19 protein-coding genes and 1 tRNA gene are annotated in these 18,606 nt (G+C 43.1%); 19 read left to right on the top strand and 1 reads right to left on the bottom strand.

Annotated features, from left to right (window positions below; all coding sequences use genetic code 11):
* Positions 1–41 precede the first annotated feature (41 nt).
* The 15 genes from LJD61_RS17730 to LJD61_RS17800 all read left to right on the top strand — a co-directional run bounded on the left by LJD61_RS17730 (position 42) and on the right by LJD61_RS17800 (position 13,981).
* Positions 42–1,187 (top strand): succinylglutamate desuccinylase, encoded by a 1,146-nt coding sequence (locus LJD61_RS17730; RefSeq protein WP_255228892.1) that lies wholly within the window; start codon positions 42–44, stop codon positions 1,185–1,187.
* A gap of 23 nt (positions 1,188–1,210) precedes the next feature.
* Complete coding sequence (locus LJD61_RS17735; RefSeq protein WP_255228893.1) at positions 1,211–1,912, top strand: DUF6305 family protein; 702 nt, start codon at positions 1,211–1,213, stop codon at positions 1,910–1,912.
* Between the two features lie 146 nt (positions 1,913–2,058).
* Positions 2,059–3,327: a TRAP transporter large permease subunit gene (locus tag LJD61_RS17740; RefSeq protein ID WP_255228894.1), complete on the top strand. Its 1,269-nt coding sequence runs from the start codon at positions 2,059–2,061 to the stop codon at positions 3,325–3,327.
* 15 nt (positions 3,328–3,342) lie between these two features.
* Positions 3,343–3,486 carry a hypothetical protein gene (locus LJD61_RS17745; RefSeq protein WP_255228895.1) on the top strand — a complete coding sequence of 48 codons (144 nt, stop codon included), beginning with the start codon at positions 3,343–3,345 and terminating at the stop codon, positions 3,484–3,486.
* Positions 3,487–3,503: 17 nt separating this feature from the next.
* Positions 3,504–4,646, top strand: a complete 1,143-nt coding sequence (locus tag LJD61_RS17750; RefSeq protein ID WP_255228896.1) for a M14 family metallopeptidase — start codon at positions 3,504–3,506, stop codon at positions 4,644–4,646.
* A 26-nt stretch (positions 4,647–4,672) separates the two neighbouring features.
* The gene (locus LJD61_RS17755) at positions 4,673–5,560 is read left to right on the top strand and encodes a M14 family metallopeptidase (RefSeq protein ID WP_255228897.1); all 888 of its coding nucleotides are present in this window, start codon (positions 4,673–4,675) and stop codon (positions 5,558–5,560) included.
* 4 nt (positions 5,561–5,564) lie between these two features.
* A complete protein-coding gene (gene pgsB, locus LJD61_RS17760) occupies positions 5,565–6,695 on the top strand; it encodes a poly-gamma-glutamate synthase PgsB (protein WP_255228898.1) in 1,131 nt (376 codons plus the stop codon).
* Positions 6,688–7,122 (top strand): poly-gamma-glutamate biosynthesis protein PgsC, encoded by a 435-nt coding sequence (pgsC, locus tag LJD61_RS17765; RefSeq protein ID WP_255228899.1) that lies wholly within the window; start codon positions 6,688–6,690, stop codon positions 7,120–7,122. Before pgsB ends, pgsC begins: the two co-directional genes overlap by 8 nt.
* 20 nt (positions 7,123–7,142) lie before the next feature.
* Complete coding sequence (gene pgsW, locus LJD61_RS17770) at positions 7,143–8,213, top strand: poly-gamma-glutamate system protein (RefSeq protein WP_255228900.1); 1,071 nt, start codon at positions 7,143–7,145, stop codon at positions 8,211–8,213.
* 23 nt (positions 8,214–8,236) lie between these two features.
* The gene (locus LJD61_RS17775; protein WP_255228901.1) at positions 8,237–9,631 is read left to right on the top strand and encodes a sensor histidine kinase; all 1,395 of its coding nucleotides are present in this window, start codon (positions 8,237–8,239) and stop codon (positions 9,629–9,631) included.
* 36 nt (positions 9,632–9,667) lie between these two features.
* Positions 9,668–10,351, top strand: a complete 684-nt coding sequence (locus tag LJD61_RS17780) for a response regulator transcription factor (protein WP_255228902.1) — start codon at positions 9,668–9,670, stop codon at positions 10,349–10,351.
* Complete coding sequence (locus LJD61_RS17785; protein ID WP_255228903.1) at positions 10,348–11,010, top strand: hypothetical protein; 663 nt, start codon at positions 10,348–10,350, stop codon at positions 11,008–11,010. Before LJD61_RS17780 ends, LJD61_RS17785 begins: the two co-directional genes overlap by 4 nt.
* Positions 11,011–11,108: 98 nt before the next feature.
* Positions 11,109–12,167 (top strand): hypothetical protein, encoded by a 1,059-nt coding sequence (locus LJD61_RS17790; RefSeq protein WP_255228904.1) that lies wholly within the window; start codon positions 11,109–11,111, stop codon positions 12,165–12,167.
* Positions 12,164–13,162, top strand: coding sequence for an ornithine cyclodeaminase family protein (locus LJD61_RS17795; protein WP_303740819.1), 999 nt, complete (start codon positions 12,164–12,166; stop codon positions 13,160–13,162). Before LJD61_RS17790 ends, LJD61_RS17795 begins: the two co-directional genes overlap by 4 nt.
* A gap of 156 nt (positions 13,163–13,318) precedes the next feature.
* Positions 13,319–13,981: a metal-dependent hydrolase gene (locus LJD61_RS17800; RefSeq protein ID WP_255228905.1), complete on the top strand. Its 663-nt coding sequence runs from the start codon at positions 13,319–13,321 to the stop codon at positions 13,979–13,981.
* Positions 13,982–13,990: 9 nt separating this feature from the next.
* Here the strand turns inward: LJD61_RS17800 and LJD61_RS17805 are convergent, their stop codons facing one another.
* Entirely contained in the window at positions 13,991–14,593 is a 603-nt protein-coding gene (locus LJD61_RS17805; protein ID WP_255228906.1) for an SOS response-associated peptidase, read from the bottom strand.
* A gap of 110 nt (positions 14,594–14,703) precedes the next feature.
* On the opposite strand from LJD61_RS17805, the gene LJD61_RS17810 reads away from it, so the two are divergent.
* From LJD61_RS17810 to LJD61_RS17825, 4 genes are all read left to right on the top strand, one after another.
* Complete coding sequence (locus LJD61_RS17810) at positions 14,704–15,234, top strand: O-acetyl-ADP-ribose deacetylase (RefSeq protein WP_255228907.1); 531 nt, start codon at positions 14,704–14,706, stop codon at positions 15,232–15,234.
* Positions 15,231–15,608, top strand: coding sequence for a fluoride efflux transporter CrcB (gene crcB, locus LJD61_RS17815; RefSeq protein ID WP_255228908.1), 378 nt, complete (start codon positions 15,231–15,233; stop codon positions 15,606–15,608). The genes LJD61_RS17810 and crcB overlap by 4 nt, the downstream gene beginning before the upstream one ends.
* A gap of 86 nt (positions 15,609–15,694) precedes the next feature.
* Complete coding sequence (locus LJD61_RS17820; RefSeq protein ID WP_255228909.1) at positions 15,695–18,301, top strand: aminotransferase class III-fold pyridoxal phosphate-dependent enzyme; 2,607 nt, start codon at positions 15,695–15,697, stop codon at positions 18,299–18,301.
* Between the two features lie 101 nt (positions 18,302–18,402).
* Positions 18,403–18,479, top strand: a tRNA-Arg gene (locus LJD61_RS17825).
* Positions 18,480–18,606: the final 127 nt, after the last annotated feature.

The following is an 18,606-nucleotide window of genomic DNA, read 5'->3' on the forward strand; positions in this document are numbered from 1 at the left end:
TTATGATTAAGTGATATACTGGAAGAATGTGAGGAATGACTATGAAAAAACAGTTTATTATGAATATTGCCGTTCTCATAGCGGTTGCTGCCATATGCATATTGTCGGGAAATGATTTTCTGCGTATGCACGAACCCGATTTGATCGCTGTGACTAACCAAAATCTTACTGAGGTTAAGATGCTCAGCGAATACAGCCCTGGACTGAAAGGAACAGCTGGAGATACGGAGGTTTATGTTATTAAAGGGAAGAAAGCCGGTGCCAGCATGCTCATACTTGGCGGTACTCATCCAAATGAGATTGCAGGGATGTTAAGCGCCGTTACCTATATAGAAAATGCCAGGGCAGAATCAGGCACACTGTATATAATACCTCGGGCCAACAACAGCGGTTACACTCATACCGCACCGCTTTGGGGCATGATGGATATTGTAGATTTTAAGCTGCCCGACGGTTCTGTACGGGAATTTCGTATAGGAACGCGTCTTACCAATCCAGTGCATCAGTGGCCGGATCCCAATTACTATAATGGGAATTCAGGCCGCGAGCTTAAGCATGAGGAAGTTGCAGAAATCCGAAATCTTAATCGAAACCATCCTGGCAATGAAAAAGGTACGCTTACTGAAAAGGTCAACTATGGGATTGCAAACCTCATCCGCACGGAAAAGATAGATATAACTTATGATGGCCACGAAGCGGGGCCGGAGTTTTTACGAGTAAACTATCTAATAGCCCATGAGCGGGCAATGCCTGTTGGTTCTATGGCAGTCATGAATGCCAATATTGAGGGACTGCCGTTTGCGATAGACCTTTCAGGCAAAACATCCTATGGCCTTTCGCATCGTGCTCTGGGAGATAACACAGAAACCTTGGCGACACTTTTTGAAACTTTAAACCCTGCACAAGGCTGTAGACGTGGTAAAATGAGCAAGGAGCTTGTTCTCGGCGGAATAGACCAAAACTATGTAGATATAACCAACAGAGGGCTGCTGAGTTCTGGCGAACTTAGCGCTGAAGGCAGCAGCATCAACCAGCGTACTGCTAATCATGCGGTTATGTGCAGAGAACTTATGATAGCATTTAGCGAATCCAATCCTGATAAACCGATAGAAGTTTCTGGTATGCCAAGTTATGACGATTATATTAACAAAGGTCTGGAAAACATTTTGCTTTCTATTAATAAATAAATTTCTTTAGGAGGAAAACAACAATGAAGAATTCAAAAATTTTTACTGTCGTATTGCTATTACTTTTAGCAGTCTCCATGCTGGTCACAGCTTGCAGCGGCGGTCAAGCTCCTGCATCTTCTTCCGAGCCGGCTTCTTCTGCACCCGCGGGCATTGAACCTTCAGGCACTGAACCTGCGGAAGCCGGGAAGGTTGAACGTCACACCAGTGACGATAACAAGGTAGTCACTTTAAACGGCGAGCTCAAGGCTATGGAGACTCCAGTGCTTCTTACGTCTGTAGGCCAGTCCGCCGATGTTTCTATGCTGGATGCTTTATTAAAGAAGATAGGTGCTGAATATACCTTCAATACGACTGCTAAGGCTGACGATATGGGTGGTGCAAAAACCATAATTATCGCTACAGGTGCAAGCTCAAAGGGATTAGGTGCCGCGGGCATATCTGCCGATGAAGAAAAGGCAAGGGGAAAAGAGCTGCTTCAGGCTTGCAAAGATAACGAAGTAACGGTTATTATGGCCCATCTTGGAGGTACTTCAAGGCGCGGTAAGCTCTCCGATGAGTTTTCAGATATGGTGCTGGAGTATGCTTCAGGTATCATAATGGTTGAAGACGGTAACGATGATGGTAAATTCAGCGATTTTGCCAAGGAGAAGAATATTCCTATTACATTGGTAAATAAAATTGCAGATTGCATAGATCCGCTTAAGACAATGTTTGGGAAATAACACGAGCTCCATTGGGTGAATTTTAAGCCCGCATCCCTTACATTTTAATAACATGGGTAGGGATGCGGGCATAGTAAAACTTGCTGTATCGGATCTTCTTCCAACTCTACCCATAATACTGAATAAACTCAACGGAGGGATAAAACTTGCAAATAGAACTATTAGTTTTTATTGTAATGCTGGGCGCATTTTTGCTTGGTAATTTTCTGCTAAAGTTGCCTGTGAGCATTTCTATGATCATGGGGGCAGTGCTTGGTGCTTTGGTTGCTGGAGAAGGTTTTCCGCTCCGTCATCTATTTGAGGGTACCTTTGTATACATAGATACTATACTTATTATTTCTACAGCAATGATCTTTATGAAGGTTATAGAAAAATCCGGAGCTATGGAGGCTCTTAATGTCACTATTGTAAAACGGTTTCATAAGATACCGGCTGTAATGCTTATTATGCTTATGCTCATGATCATGTTTCCGGGCATGATCACCGGGTCCTCAACAGCTGCGGTACTTAGTGCAGGGTCTATTGTGGCACCGGTTTTGCTGCTTATGGGTATTCCTGCTCCGCAGACAGGAGCTATACTTGCTATAGGCTCCATTATGGGTATGGCGGCCCCGCCGGTAAATATTCCTGCAATGTTGATTGCAGGCGGTGTAGATATGCCTTATATCGGGTTTGAAGGGCCCCTGCTTTTCCTTACCATTCCAGGAGCAATCTTTACGGTGTTATTCATAGGTATGAGATACTGCAAAAACTTAAATTATGATGAGATAATCAAAAACCTTAACTTCAATATGAACGCCAAACATGGCTTTAAGTTATACCTTCCTATTCTGACAGTACTGACGCTTATGGTTTTAACGCGTGTGCTTCCAACCGCTATACCAAACCTCGGCATGCCGCTTATCTTTATGCTAGGTAGTATTGTGGGAATGTTTACAGGAGAAAAACTGGATTTCATAAGCACTGTAAAGGATGCAATGAACACGACGGTACCAGTGCTGGGCAAACTGATGGGGGTGGGCATGTTTATACAAATCATGACCCTTACGGGAGTCAGGGGATATATAGTAATAAGCTGCCTTGGTCTTAGCACAGTGCTTCTTTATGTAGCAATTGCTACGGTTATGCCCGCCTTCGGAGCAGTTTCTTCCTATGGAGCCGCATCTGTGTTGGGGGTGCCTTTCTTGCTGGCACTTCTTTCTGGGAATCAAATAATCGTTGCAGCAGCGCTTTCATTCATATGCTCTTTAGGTGACTTGATGCCTCCTACTGCTTTGGCCGGTAACTATGCCGCCCAGATAGTAAACGAAAGATATTTCAAGGTATTGCGCTATTGCTTAATACCGTTTACAGCATGCATTATATTCGGTATAATTTGTCTGATTTACTCTAAAAACCTTAGTTTTTTAGTGTAACGGGAGGTGTTTTGCGTGTTATATATTTATCTTGGAATAATATTGTTCTTAATAATATTTATATTATGGAATATGTTTGAAGAAAAGGACATCCTTGCTCAAATCGATGCGGCATTGGTGCTTGTCCCTCTGGTGCTTCGGCTGCTGCTTATCAAGTAATAAGGTGGTGATTAAAGATGACGATAAAAAAAATAAAAGCCTCTAAGACTACCGCTGCTTTGTTGCAGTTTTGTGCAGTTTTGTGCATATTTCTGTTGTCACAGCAATTCCTTTCCATGAGAGAACCCGAAATGATCTACAAAGGTCCCGGTGTAACTGCGGTAAAGATGCTCAGCGAATACTATTCAGATATAGCAGGTACTGCCGCTGACACTGAGGTTTATGTGCTTAAGGGAGAAAAGCCGGGCCCATCTATGTTGGTACTTGGTGGGACTCATCCCAACGAGCCTTCGGGTTTTCTGGCAGCCATATTGCTTATTGAGAATGTAAAGCCCAAAGAGGGAACTCTTTATGTTGTGCCACGCACCAATAACAGTGCGTTTACTTGCACCGATCCGCAGGAAGGTGAACCAATGCGTTTTACTATTGAGACCGATAACGGGCCACGATGGTTCCGGTTTGGTTCACGTGCGACAAATCCAGTGCATCAGTGGCCCGATCCGGAGATCTACATACATGCTTCTTCAGGACAGAGACTTTCAGGGAGTGAAACCCGCAATATCAACCGGTCATATCCCGGCAGAACAGACGGAACCTTTACGGAAAAGATAAGTTTTGGAGTGAGCGAGATGATTCGAAAAGAGGGGATAAATATTACAGTGGACCTTCACGAAGCCTCACCGGAATATCCCACAATTAATGCAATCGTAGCTCACGAGGATGCAATGGAGCTTGCTTCACAGGCTCTTATAAATATGCAGATAGAAGGCATGGATATAAGTCTTGAGCCTTCGCCCAAGAATCTTCATGGGCTTACCCATCGTGAGCTGGGCGACTATACTGATACATTGGCTGTCCTTATGGAAACCTCAAATCCGTCTCAGGGTCGTTTGCGCGGACGGACAGATGAAAGCCTTGTTGTAAATGGAATCGATAAATTTTATGAAATGGCAGATGAATATGGGAGGCTCTATGTACCGTTTGATGAAAAGGGTCATCCTATTCAGGAGCGTGTGGCCCGCCATATTACCGGCATAGCGCAGCTTGCTTCAGCTTATAGTGAATTAGGCCTAGGCGGCAGTTTGGTGATCGACGGTATACCTACGTATATGGATATTGCAGAAGGTGGACTGGGTTCCTATTTGGCACACAAACAATAATAGGCTTATGAAGAAAGGATAATGCTATGAAGCAAAATTATAAACAACTTGCGCTATGTCTTTTCATCTCGCTGTTTTTGGCTGGCTGCACACCGGCTGCTGATTTTGCACAAAAGCCACCTGACTCTGCAAAGGAAGCATCTTCTGGATCAAATTCGCAAATCCCCGGCTCAACTGTTGCTGACGGCTCTATTACAGATGCTTGGGAGACTAAAGGGCTCTTCGCTCCAGAAAAAGCGGCAACCACTATAATTGAAACCTATAAAATCTGTGAGGGAACTGAGGCTGAAAATGAGATAACCGTGTTGACAGCTATGGAGGAAGGCCCTACAATTTTTATTGTAGCAGGACAGCATGCCGACGAGGTGGCTGGATACACAGCTATTAATAAACTTAAGAGTATAGAGCTGAAAAAAGGTAAGGTATATATACTTTCTCCGGCAAATATGCCGGGCTTTAAAGCCGAGCCCAAAACGCGCTATGTCAACGCTGAGGAAGATCTTAACCGTTCATTCCCCGGCAATAAGGACGGCACAAAAGCCGAGCAGCTGGCAGCGGCCATATATGCTGAAATAGAAAAAATAAAGCCTGTCTTGATACTGGATCATCATGAGGCTAGGATGATCAAAGCTGATAGGGATTTTTTGGGGAGTTCACTTATATATACTACTTTGAACGGTATGGAGGATCTTTTCCTGAATATGCATCAAGCAACCCAGGACGGAGAGCTCTGCTCAGGCCCCTTCAATTTTTTCGGCCCGGGGCCTATTGGCAGCATGAATAATGTTGTGGCCAACAACCTTAAGATTCCCGTAATAACGGTTGAAACCTATCGTGCATATATGTTGGAACGTCGCATAGAAGAACATATGGCAATTGCCGGCTATGTACTTCGTTACTACGGAATGGTGTGATATTTTGTTAGATATAATATTGTTCTTACTCTTTGGATCATATTTTGCTTACCTTGCTGCAGAAGCACTTTCAGCAGCAAGGTATCGTTGTATCATCCCACATGTCATATATATTAACGGCACACGCGGAAAGACTTCTGTAACACGGCTGATTGATGCCGGCTTGCGGCAAGGAGGATGGAGGACATATGCCAAAACTACCGGGACCTTGCCAATGGTCATCGATACCGTAGGACGGGAGAAGCTTATACATCGGAGGGGAAGGGCGAATATTAAGGAGCAGCTTCGTATAGTCAGGGCTGCAGCTCAAGAAAATGCTCAAATATTGATTATAGAATGTATGGCGATAGATCCGCAGCTTCAATATATATCCCAGCATCGCATGGTAAAGGCGGATATAGGGGTTATAACCAATGTGCGCCCAGACCATCTTGATGTTATGGGACATACTTTGGATGAAATAGGGCAAAGCTTGTGCAATACAATACCTAAAGGCGGAATATGTTTCACTGCTGATGAGAAGTTTTTTCCTGCTTTTTCAGCAAGGTGCAAAAATGTGGGTACTGAACCCCGTCTTATATTGCCGGATGGTACTGAGCCGGAAATTGATTTCGCTGAAAATATAGCACTTGCTATTGCAGTATGCAGGCAGCTTGGCGTAGAGTCCCAGACAGCGTTGGAAGGCATGAGACATTACTGCAGAGATCCCTATGCACTCAGCTTTTACAGGCTTAGAAGCGGAGCAGTTTTTATTGGAGGGCTTTCCATAAACGATCCTGTCTCAATACAAATTGTTTATAATCAATTCGTAGAGCGCATGAATTTTGGACAGCGCAGGCTTATATTGCTTATCACCAACCGGTCAGACCGCGGTTATAGGACATTGCAGCATCAGGAGCTTGCAGTAGTGCTGAAGCCTGCTGCTATATGGATCATGGGGGGGAGCAGCTGTGCCATGGCGAGGGCTTTTTTCAAAAAAATGCCGGATTGTCCTGTGACAATATTGAAAAATGCTGTAGAAGTACCGCTTCGTACCCTTGATTCCAATGATATGATATTTGCCGTAGGCAATATAGGTGAAGGAGGAAAGGCGATCATGGAACGTATAGAAAAGGAGGGCGTACCATATGTATAGCAAAATAATAGTGTTGGGAGTAGTGGTAAGCATCCTTTTCACCGAGTTTATCGGCCTTTCGCCTGCCGGGATTATTGTGCCGTCATACATAACCCTTTGCCTGCGAACTCCTCAAAGAGTTGTCTATACCTTGCTGGTAGCTTTGCTTGCATGGGGGATAAGTCGGTTATTGAGCAATTTTATCATACTTTATGGAAGACGCCGATTTGCTGTTATGATAATTCTTTCATTTTCCATCGATCTGCTTATAGGAGGTATTATGACAGAGATTACGATGCCTGGCTTGATCGGTATATTGGTGCCGGGCATTATGGCATCGGAATTCGAAAGACAGGGTGTAATACGCTCATTGTTCTCTTTGGGAATAGTGGTAGGCATTATATCCATGATTATGCTGATTTGTGGTATCCCTGTATTAACGATATAATATAATGGAGGTGATCTGGCATGCGTAAGGCTTATACCTGCAGTGATGCTCTTCTGGGATTGATTTGCATGATGTTGCTTTGTGGGATAGGCATTATCAGCAATACTGCGGAAATAAGTCAAGATCCCCTTTATGAAACTAAAATGAAAGCCTATGAATATATGGATGAATGCATGGCAGCAGTGTGCAGTTTTAAAAAGGAATTGGACATTTCCATGACAAAAGAGGATATACATAAGACAGGAATGATAGGTCAGGCTTACTCACCCATAACCACCAGCCTAGGAAGCATTGAAGCTAAGCGGACAAGCGCTAATCCAGATATGGCAGCCCTTATGGTGGAGCTTTTAAACAAAGCGGGAGTTAGAGAAGGAGATATAATAGGAGCAAACTTTTCCGGCTCTTTTCCTTCCCTCAATCTTGCTGTGCTTTCAGCGTGCAAGGCTATGGATGTAAAATGCGTATATATTTCATCTGTAGGGTCCTCTAATTACGGTGCAAATGATCCGGAGCTCACTTTTCCGGATATGGCGTTGAAACTTGCAGCTAAGGGGTTAATTGATAGTCCTGGAGCGGCTTTTTCGATAGGAGGCTCCGGTGATACGGGAAAAGAAATGGAACAAGAAGTCATATCTCGTATAGCGGGACGTATTGAAAGCCAAGGCCTTCCACAAATTACTGCAAGGGGCTATCAAAACAACCTGATGATACGCCGGAAGCTTTTGGAGAGAAGCGGGAAACTCTCTTGCTTTGTGAATGTAGGAGGAAATGTCACTTCTCTAGGAAAAGGAGAGAATTCTATTTACTTTGGCCAGGGACTGATTGTAGATAAAATAATACCTGTGACAGAAGACAGTGGACTTATAGAAATCTATCGAAACCAAGGCGTACCGGTTATACATTTGCTCAATCTGCGCAAGCTTACCGTTGACTACGGCATTGCTTATGACCCTGTTATATTGCCTTCGAAAGGTACTTCAGCCCTATATATTAAGCCGTCCTATAACTGTATTGCGGCTATAAGCATCTTTGCGGCAGCAGTGATGGGATTACTGCTGTATAGAAAAAAGCAAGGATGCAGGACTAAATAATCAAGATGGAGGGGAGCGGTAGCTTGAGTCAATTTTTCGATAAGATTGTAATAGATAAAAGAGAAATGGCCATAGGTATATGCCTAGTGCTTTTAGGTATAGTAATGCCTTCTTTTCTTCATGTGGGGAATATGGGAATTTATACGGATTTGAAGCAGGCTCTTGGAATGGGAGAGAAGTTGTATGTCATACTAGCCGCATCTAAATTGGTGCTGCTCAACGGTATCAGGAGCTTTCCTCATTATTTAGGTGCCTTTTTTATAGGAGAAGCAGTATCATTATATCGTGGCGGGAAAGAAATCAGATTTATGAAAACTATTATGGTGTGTGGCGTTATTCCCATTGTATATGTCATTATTGAAAGGATTTATCATATCCGCTATGATTTCGGCATACCTGCGATTCTTGTAATTACACTGCTGGTGATCTTGGAGAAGATTGATTTCAACATGGTGAATATAGGAAAGAAATCTCTTATGGTGGCAATGACAGTTATGGCCTTTCAATGGCTGGATGTGATGCCATCCCTTTCCGGGCTAGCCTTTGGAAGAGGTGAAACTTCAAACGATATTAAAAATGCCGCATTATTGCTGGATGGAGAGTTTTTCCTCCAATCTACCGCGCTGCTCTTTTTCTTTTTACTCTTTTTTAATGATATATTGTTATGCAAGCTGATATTGGATGAAAACAATCTCAGGCTTATGAGCGAGGAAAACCACCGCAGCCAACAGGCATTGATGGAATCCAACATGCGTGCGATGGAAAACCGTACCTATATGGAGCTTCGGCATCTGGTACATGATCTCAAATCTCCTCTTACCTCAATGCAGGGGCTGGTAGGAGTTATAAAGTTGAGCAGCAAGGATGAAAGACAGATGACCTATCTTACGAAGATAGAGGCTTCGGTAGAACGTATGAGCAGCATGATTTCTGAGATCCTATATGAAAGCCGAAAAAGTCCCATTACTACTTATGATATGATTACGGAGATACTTTCTCAGATATCCAGCAGCGAATATGTCAATCTTGTGGAGTGCAGCAACAGTGCTCCCAAATTATGTATAAACGTGAATAAAATACGCTTTTCCAGAACTATAATCAACCTGCTGGAAAATGCATATTATTCCATAGAACTGGATAAGGGCAAGATAGTGCTCAATGTACAGGAGGAAATAAAGAAGGATGCATTATATGCTTCTATAAAAGTTAAAGACAATGGTATGGGCATCTCTCCCGAGAAAATGAAAAATATATGGGACAGCGGCTATTCTACCAGAGGCTCATTAGGCTTGGGACTCGGCTTTGTGAGAAAGGTCATTGAAGATAACAATGGATCTGTAGAGATAGAGAGCATCGAAGGCAGTGGTACCATGGTAACTATATGCATTCCTGCTGAATATCCGGATGCTGAAATATAAAAAATTATGTCTGAATAATCACACAAGGAGGCTAATATGAAACAACCGATCACTATATTATCTATCGATGATGATAAGGATATACTCTATGCCCTTCAGGCTATTTTTGACTTCCAAGGCTGGCGTTCTGTGACGGCTTGTGATGTAGAAAGCGGATTAAAGGCATTCTGGCAATACAACCCTGATATTATACTGATTGATTATCACTTGCCGCGTATAAACGGTATTGAAGGCGTAAGGATGCTTCGGCAGTTTTCGCCTCATGTGCCGATCATAGTATTCACCATAGATGAGAATCAGGAGGTTGCTGACCGTTTTCTGGAAGTCGGCGCCAGTGATTTCGCATTGAAGCCTATAAAGGCCCCTGACCTTATATCACGCATACATCTTCACATAAGACTTATGAAACAGCAAGCCAACAATTTAAATCAAGCGGATATGACCCAAACTCAAGCAGATAACAAGACTGCGGAGGAGAGAGTGGTAAAAGGCATCAGCCCGGCAACCCTCGAGCTTATGAAACAATCTATGGCGGAAGCCAGCAAATTTTTGACTGCAGAAGATATTGCCGATGCTACCGGACTTGCTTATCAGACTACATACCGCTATCTGCAGTATATGGAAGCGGAAAATTTAGTAGAGGTGCACGTTACTTACGGAAAGGTTGGAAGGCCTAAAAATTCCTATCGTCTTGCTTATACAGGGGTGAGAAAGAAATGAAAGAAAAGCTAGCGTTATTTCCCAATATTACAATAGAGAAAGCTTGTAAGCTTTGGGGCATTAAATTTATAGGGAAGCGGACTCATGTATCTGAAGCCTGTGAGGAGCTTAGCACTCTGGCTGTACGGGAATATCAGGATGATGGCGAAGAAAAAGCTGTTATTCGCCAGTTGGAGGTGTTGCGCTGTCATCTTATGCTGGCAGCATATATTGCAGGGTATGATCCTTTTATGAGCTGTAGAATGATAATACTAAGCCATGAGGGGGATGAACCTGCAGATGCTCATGGAAATACAGTGCCTTTGAGCACGCTGGCGGCTTATTTGCCTGAGGAACTTGAAGATAGTAGCCGGACAGTATGCTGGTTTGTACATTATATGGAACAGCCTCGGGAGGATGAACGCGGAAGAGTCTTCAGGCTTTATAATGCGCTTGGTACTTTGCCGGGAGGCTTTGACGGAATATCGTCACTCTCTTCAGGAAAGAAAGATGTAAATATTCTCACAATGCTTCTTAAACGCGTTGAAGATTTTCATGCGCAAGACAAGGAGGAGGAGAATTATATACATAAAACCAATCCTTTATCCGAAGAAGAAATAAAAGATGTGGAAGCTTGTTATCTTAAACTCTTATCGAAATTTTATCCTCAGCTTGGATAGCGTTTGTCACATAAGTTATAGCACTTGTTATATGGTACACTGTAAATCAATGGTACAATATATTTATGATGAAAAATGGATTAGATGAGGTGAAGGGCATGGAATGCAATAAACTCAATATATGCCTGGTGGGCTTCGGTAATGCAGGGAAGGAATTCTGCAGGATGCTTGTGGAAAAAGGTGAAGAGATCAAGAATACATATGGCCGGAGCGCAGTTGTCACTGCCATATCGACACGGTCTAAGGGCAGCTTGCTGGATCTGTCGGGTGTGGACCTGAAAAGAGCGTTGGATGAGGTGGAGGCAGAAGGCAGGTTCTCTCATGACAACCCTCAGAAAGTTGGCCACAGCACAATGGATATGATAAAAAAATCAGGAGCAGATGTATTGATCGAGCTGAGCACATTGTCTATCAAGGATGGGCAGCCGGCCATAAGCCATATAGAAGAGGCCTTTGCCAATCATATGCATGTGATTACGGCCAATAAGGGGCCTATTGCATGGGATTATAAAAGATTGAAGGCATTGGCTGATGAAAAAGGCTTGTCTCTCCTTCATGAGACGACTGTTATGGATGGAGCTCCCATATTCAATCTGGTGGAAAAGACGCTGCCGGGCTGCAGAGTGCTGCACTTCAAGGGCATTTTAAACTCCACTACAAATTTCATAATGGAAGAGATGGAAGCAGGAGCGAGTTATGAAGCGGCTTTAAAAGAAGCTCAAATCAGAGGCTTTGCGGAGGCCGATCCCTCTATGGATATAGATGGCTGGGATGCAGCGGCAAAAACTGCCGCTCTTATCAACGTACTGACGGATGGAAATGCCACTCCTATGACCATTGACAGAACGGGGATCGGAGGCATCACTCTCAAAGATATGGAAGAGGCAAGGTCCAGGGGAGGAAAGCTCAAGTTGCTCTGCGAGGGTTACTGGCATGAGGGTAAAATGGAAGGCCGGGTTTATCCTGCCTTTGTGAGTAACAAGGATATATTCAGCAATATTGATTCTACTACATCCATACTATCCATCACCACAGACCTCATGGGAGAAATCTGCATGGTGGAAAGAAATCCTGAAATACAGCAGACGGCTTACGGAGTATACAGTGATTTGCTTACTTTGATACAGGATATTGCAAGGAGTGAATTATCTAAATGAAAATTGTTGTTTTAAATCAAGATGATATTAAAAACGTATTTTCTATGGAGGATGCTATTCAGGCAGATAAGGATGCCTTGAAACTTTATTCCTTAGGTAAAAGCGCAGTACCCTTGCGCGTAAACTTAGATGTGCCTGAGCATGAGGGCCATAGCCTTTATATGCCCGGGTACTCTGCTGATGCTAATGCATTGGGCGTAAAGATCGTATCGGTTTATCCCAAAAATATTGAAAAGGGCTTGAACAGCGTGCCCGCCACAATGGTATTATTGAATAGCGAAACAGGTGAAGTATGCAGTTTAATGGATGGTACTTACCTGACTCGTGTCCGTACAGGTGCTGTATCCGGAGCAGCTGCCGATGTGCTTGCCCGTAAGGACAGCAAAGTATTTGCCATGTTTGGTACGGGGGGACAAGCAGAGACACAGCTGGAAGCGATTCTTACCGTGCGCCCCATAAAGATCGTAAAAGTTTTCGGTATAAGCATAGAACGTGCTGAACGCTTTGCAGAGCGGATGACAGCCAAATTTGGAGAAAAATTTGGAGTGGAAATCTTTGCTGCTAAATCTTCTGATGAAGCTATTGCGGATGCGGATATCATAACCAGTGTTACGACCAGCAAAAAGCCTGTTTTTGACGGAAGATTGGTGAAAAAGGGCTGCCATATCAACGGTGTGGGATCATACACTCCTGAAATGCATGAGATTGACGAATATACTATCACCCATGCCGATAAAGTGTATGTAGATACTCGCAACGGCGTTTTGAACGAATCAGGTGATTTGATCATTCCTATCAAAAACGGGACTTTCAGTGCGGACAGGATTACCGGAGAACTGGGCGAGGTTATTGCAGGCAAGGCACCGGCACGTATAAGCGATGATGAGATCACAGTGTTTAAGACCACCGGCAGTGCTGTTTTGGATATTGTAAACGCTCAGCGCATTTATGAAAATGCTTTGAAAAAGGGAATGGGCAGCATTATTGAATTTTAATTGAAGCAGAACGAAATGGGTTTATGAGGGGCTCCGGGACATGGGGCCTCATTTTTTTTGTCATATCAGCATATTCAATACTGAAAACATATAAATCCCGGAAACAAATGATATAATATAATCAGTTACCATATATAAGAAAAGGAGAGATGCTGAATGAGAATTCGATTTATAGGCCACTCTTGTTTTTTAATAGAGGAGGGCAAGTATTCCCTTCTTTTTGATCCCTTTATAACGGAAAACCCGACAGCAACAGTGAAGGCAGCAGATTTGAACCCTACCCATATATTTGTAAGCCATTACCACGGAGACCATAGGGGTGACGCAGTAGATATCGCAAAAAGAACAGGTGCTGTAGTATTTACCAGTTTCGAAGTTGGCAATGAGCTCGACAAGAGTGGTATCAACGTGATTGCAGGGCATATCGGAGGTAAAGCAAAAACTGAGTTTGGAAGCGTCAAGCTATTTCAGGCTCTTCACGGAAGCGGAATAGCAGGAGGCCATGCCTGCGGCTTCGTAGTTGACCTTATGGGCAAAAAGATATACCATGCTGGGGATACGGGGCTGACGAAGGATATGGAGCTTTTATGGAAGCAAAATATTGATTTGGCATTGCTGCCCATAGGAGATTTTTATACCATGGGGCCTGAGGATGCCTTAGAAGCTGTAAAGATGATAAAGCCCAAATATGTGATACCGATGCATTATAATACATTTCCGGCTATCAGTCAGAACCCGGAGGCATTCAAAAAGGCTGTAGAAGATGAGACCGGCGTAAAGGCAATGGTGTTGAAGCCGGGAGAATCTATGGAACTGTAAAGAGAAATATTATTCTATAAAATCAAAGAGTGTATATTCTTCTTTGCCTGCGAGAGGTTCAATGTTTAAGTCTACGAACCGGGACGCACCCATAACCGATTTCAGCATAGATAAGTCGGCTTTGTCGTCCAGCCATATATTTTCCTCTTCTCTGGTCAGTATCAGGGGCATCCTTTCATGGATGCTCTTCATTTTTTCCGAGGAGTCCATGGTCAAAATAACAAAGGTACCCTCATCATAGATAGCTGCCATGGAGAAGATCTCCTCCTCATTTTTGCCGATGAGATGCTTGACCTTATTGCCTTGACCTGCCTTCCACTCAAAAAAGGCATTGGCAGGGATCAGACATCTCCTCTTCATCAAAGCGAATTTAAACATGGGCTTTTTATCCGCCGTTTCTATTCTGGCATTTATGATAAGCCTCTTGTTGCCGCTCATAGGGAAGCCCCATTTCATAGGCAAAAGCCTTATTCTGCCATCTGATTTTACCACTGCAAGAGCATTTTCGGAAGGAAAGATCTCACCGGACTTGTATAAGTCCTCTGAATAATCTGCATTGTACCTGGCTGCCAGATTCTCTAATCCGCTTTTCAATAAAAACCTTCCACACATTTATATAACCCCTTTTTATGATATTATAATAATAGTAGCATAATGATGAAGCGGAAACCATGCGGAATAATTTAACACTGAATTAAGTCTCGTTCAAGGCGGTGATATATATGAAAAGCAGAATAGAAGTTTTTCTTGGAGATATAACCAAGCTTCAGGCGGATGCCATAGTAAATGCAGCCAATACCAGCCTGTTGGGCGGGGGCGGCGTAGACGGCGCTATACATAGGGCAGCAGGCCCGAAGCTCCTGGAGGAGTGCAGGGGGCTGGGAGGCTGCAAGACAGGAGAAGCGAAGATAACCAAAGGCTATAACCTGCCTGCGAAGCATGTGATCCATACTGTGGGGCCCGTATGGAACGGCGGAAACAGCGGTGAAGATGAACTGCTGAGGAATGCTTACAGAAATTCTTTGAAGCTTGCCGCAGAAAATAATATAAAGACCATAGCATTTCCGGCTATCAGTACAGGGGTATATTCATTTCCTCTGGAAAGAGCGGTGAAAATTGCTGTTGCGGAGGTTTTAGACTTCTTGGGGAAAAACGGTTCTATTGAGAAGGTCATTTTCGCCTGTTACAATGAAAAAGCATATGAATGCTATAATACCATGATAGATAAAATATTTGGAGGCAGTGAGATTTGATAAAAGTTGTTTTAGCAGGAATCGGCGGTTTTATCGGCGCATCTTTCAGATACATGATATCGAATATTATTTCAAAGCATATAAGCTCTTCTTTGCCTTTAGGGACCCTATGCGTAAATATAATAGGAGGGTTCTTCATAGGCTTCATACTGGAAGGCAGCATGAAGCTCTGGAGTCTTTCTCCGGATATGAGGATATTCCTGGTGACCGGTATCTTAGGAGGCTTGACCACCTTTTCTGCCTTTAGTTATGAAACAGTAGAATTATTTAGCAAAGGCAGCTATTTTTTAGGAATGAGCAATGCAGCACTAAACCTGATATTGAGCTTGGCCTCCGTATGGATAGGAAAGCTTGTAGTTCAAGGCATAGGTTAGCATACAAGCCGGTATATATTTTACTCAAAATGAATATATTTATCCTAATGTGAATTTATAGGTTAACTTATAAAGGAGGTTATTTTATGCACTTTTACAAAGATTATGTAAACCCATATCTGGGCGATTTGCTGGAAAACCTGGATATGGACAAGAGCTTTACTAAGGGTGAAGGATGTTTTTTATATGATGATCAGGGTAATAGCTATTTGGACTGTATAGCTTCCTATGGAGCTGTGCCTTTTGGATATAATAACGAAGAAATATGGGAGTGTGTCAGGGACTACTATGAGTCTAAGGAACCAAGTTTCATACAGCCGTCTTCTCTGGATGCTGCCGGTGAGTTGGCTAAAAGGCTAATTGAAATCTGCCCCCAAGGGCTTAAGTATGTAACCTTTGCCAACAGCGGTGCAGAAGCTGTTGAGGCCGCAATCAAGCTATGCCGCTCTGCAACGGGGAGGACAGGGATTCTTGCAGCCCAAAACAGCTTTCACGGCAAGACACTCGGTGCTTTATCTGCTACCGGAAAAAGTTCCTATCAGGAAGCTTTTGGAGCTCCGGTACATGGTTTTAGCTTTGTTGCCTATGGAGACTTAAACTCTCTTGAGGCCGAACTGAGAAACAAACCCGGTTACTATGCAGCCTTTATTGTGGAACCTATCCAGGGCGAAGGAGGAATCATAGAGCCTCCTGAGCATTATTTAAAAGAAGCCAAAAAGCTTTGTGAAGCATATGGTGTTTTGTTTGTAGCAGATGAAATACAGACAGGGCTGGGCAGGACGGGAAATATTTTTGCCTGTGAAGAGGAAGGAATATATCCTGATGTCCTATTGGTGGCTAAGGCGTTAGGGGGCGGCATCGTGCCCATTGGCGCTTGCATCTGCAAAGAAGAAGTATATAATGGGGATTTTGCTCTCAAACATTCCTCGACCTTTGCGGCAAATTCACTTTGCTGCAGGATAGGGATAAAGGTTCTTGATATGCTGCTGAAGGACGATAAAAACATCTTAAAAAAGATAAAGCGCAATGGCCTAATATTAAAAGAAGGCCTCACAGCACTAAGTCTGAAGTATCCTAACATAATCAAATCCGTTAGAGGCAAGGGGCTTATGCTGGGCATCGAGTTTGGTATAAATCGAGATACCTTTCCCGGCACATTTATCGCTATTATGGCTGAGCAAGAGCTTTTAACCCCAGTCATATCGAGCTATCTTCTGAATGTTGAGAGCATAAGGGTTGCTCCGACTTTAAACGGCAGCAATGTCATACGCATAGAACCGTCTTTGACGATAACCTTGGAGCAATGTTATAGAGCTTTAGACGGCATAGAAGGGATGTTAAAAACTTTGGACAACGGTAATACTGCTGACTTTATATCCTTCCTTGTAGGCAGAACAGGCGGGGAATACAAAAAGAATATATGTTCCAGCAGTCGGATAATACCTTCCGGTGATGAGACTGAAGGAAGATTTGCATTCATTGTGCATCCTACGGAGCTCAAAAACTATGCTCAATTTGACAAAAGTCTATCCTCCCTTAAGGAAGATGAGCTTGCCAAACTGGCAGACAGATGCAATAAAATGATGGACCCATTCTATATATCGAGCACCCGTATAACATCAAAATGCGGAGAAACAGCATATGGGGAATTCATCGCTATCCCCAAAACAGCCCAGCAATTTTTGGCTGCGCCTAAGAATGAAGCCGTAGCTCAATTGAAAAAAGCGATCGGGCTGGCAAAAAAGAGGGGTGCTAAAATTGTAGGGCTCGGCGCTTATACATCTGTAATATCAGCAGGAGGCCTTCTTGTAAAGGATGAAGGCGTTGCAATAACCTCAGGGAACAGCTTTACAGTTGCATCCGCTGTTGATGCAGTCACATCTGCATTTTTACAGATTGGAAGATCTGCTGCCGAGTCAACGGCGGCAGTGGTTGGAGCATCAGGCTCCATAGGCAGGGGTGTTTCAATTTTGATTTCGGAGAAGGTGTCAAAGCTTATACTTATAGGAAATTCAAAAAATAAAAAGTCCAGCATGGAGAGATTATATAGAATTGCAGGGGAAATATATAAGCATATCGCAGCCTTATTAAAGGATAATGTCATATTCGAGGAGGGCAGCTTGGGCTGCAAGATTGCCAGGCTTGAAGGATTTCCAGCCTGCGGAAACCATATAGACGAATTTGTTTCATTTGCAAAAGGCATTGGCAGCAGCCATGACCTTGTTAAAATATCAACAGAAATTGATGCGGATCTTCCCATGGCTGATATTGCAGTTGTCTCCACAAATACCGGCGATATATTGATTACACCTGAAAACTTAAAGCATGGCTCAATAGTTTGTGAAATGTCGAGGCCGTCAAACGTCAGCCCTGATGTTGAGAAACTGCGCCCAGATATACTTGTGATAGATGGAGGAATTATTGAAGTTCCGGGTCTTCCGTATTTAGGGTGGGACTTTGGTTTTGAAAAAGGCCATGCTTATGCATGCATGTCCGAAACTATGATGCTGTCCCTGGAGCATCATTATGAGCATACAAGCATAGGAGCAACAGGCGTTTCCCTTGAAAGCATCATTTTCACAAAAAAATTGGCTGAAAAACATGGGTTTAAGCTTGCAAAGCTTAAAAGCTTTAATCGGCCCGCAGATATTGAAAGATGGGAAAAAGCTTCTGGAAACTATTGCTCTAAATAGACCATGTTTATGAAATATGAGCATAATATGGTCATGATACATAATTTTAAAAAGTTGACAAAACCAAAATAAAACTGTAATATACATATTGTAATAAAAATGCACCTATAGCTCAGTAGGATAGAGCAACGGTTTCCTAAACCGTGTGCCGCAGGTTCGACTCCTGCTAGGTGCACCACTTTGAAATTAGCAATCCCAACGCTTTGAGGCATTGGGATTTTTTGTGTTTCTTTATTTGACTTATTTGGCAAGTGCGAATAAAAATATTCCTTCAATATTTCTTTTTAAAAGAGTATAATAAATCT

It is taken from the genome of Lutispora saccharofermentans (assembly GCF_024363565.1).
GTDB classification, from domain to species: Bacteria; Bacillota; Clostridia; order Lutisporales; family Lutisporaceae; genus Lutispora; species Lutispora saccharofermentans.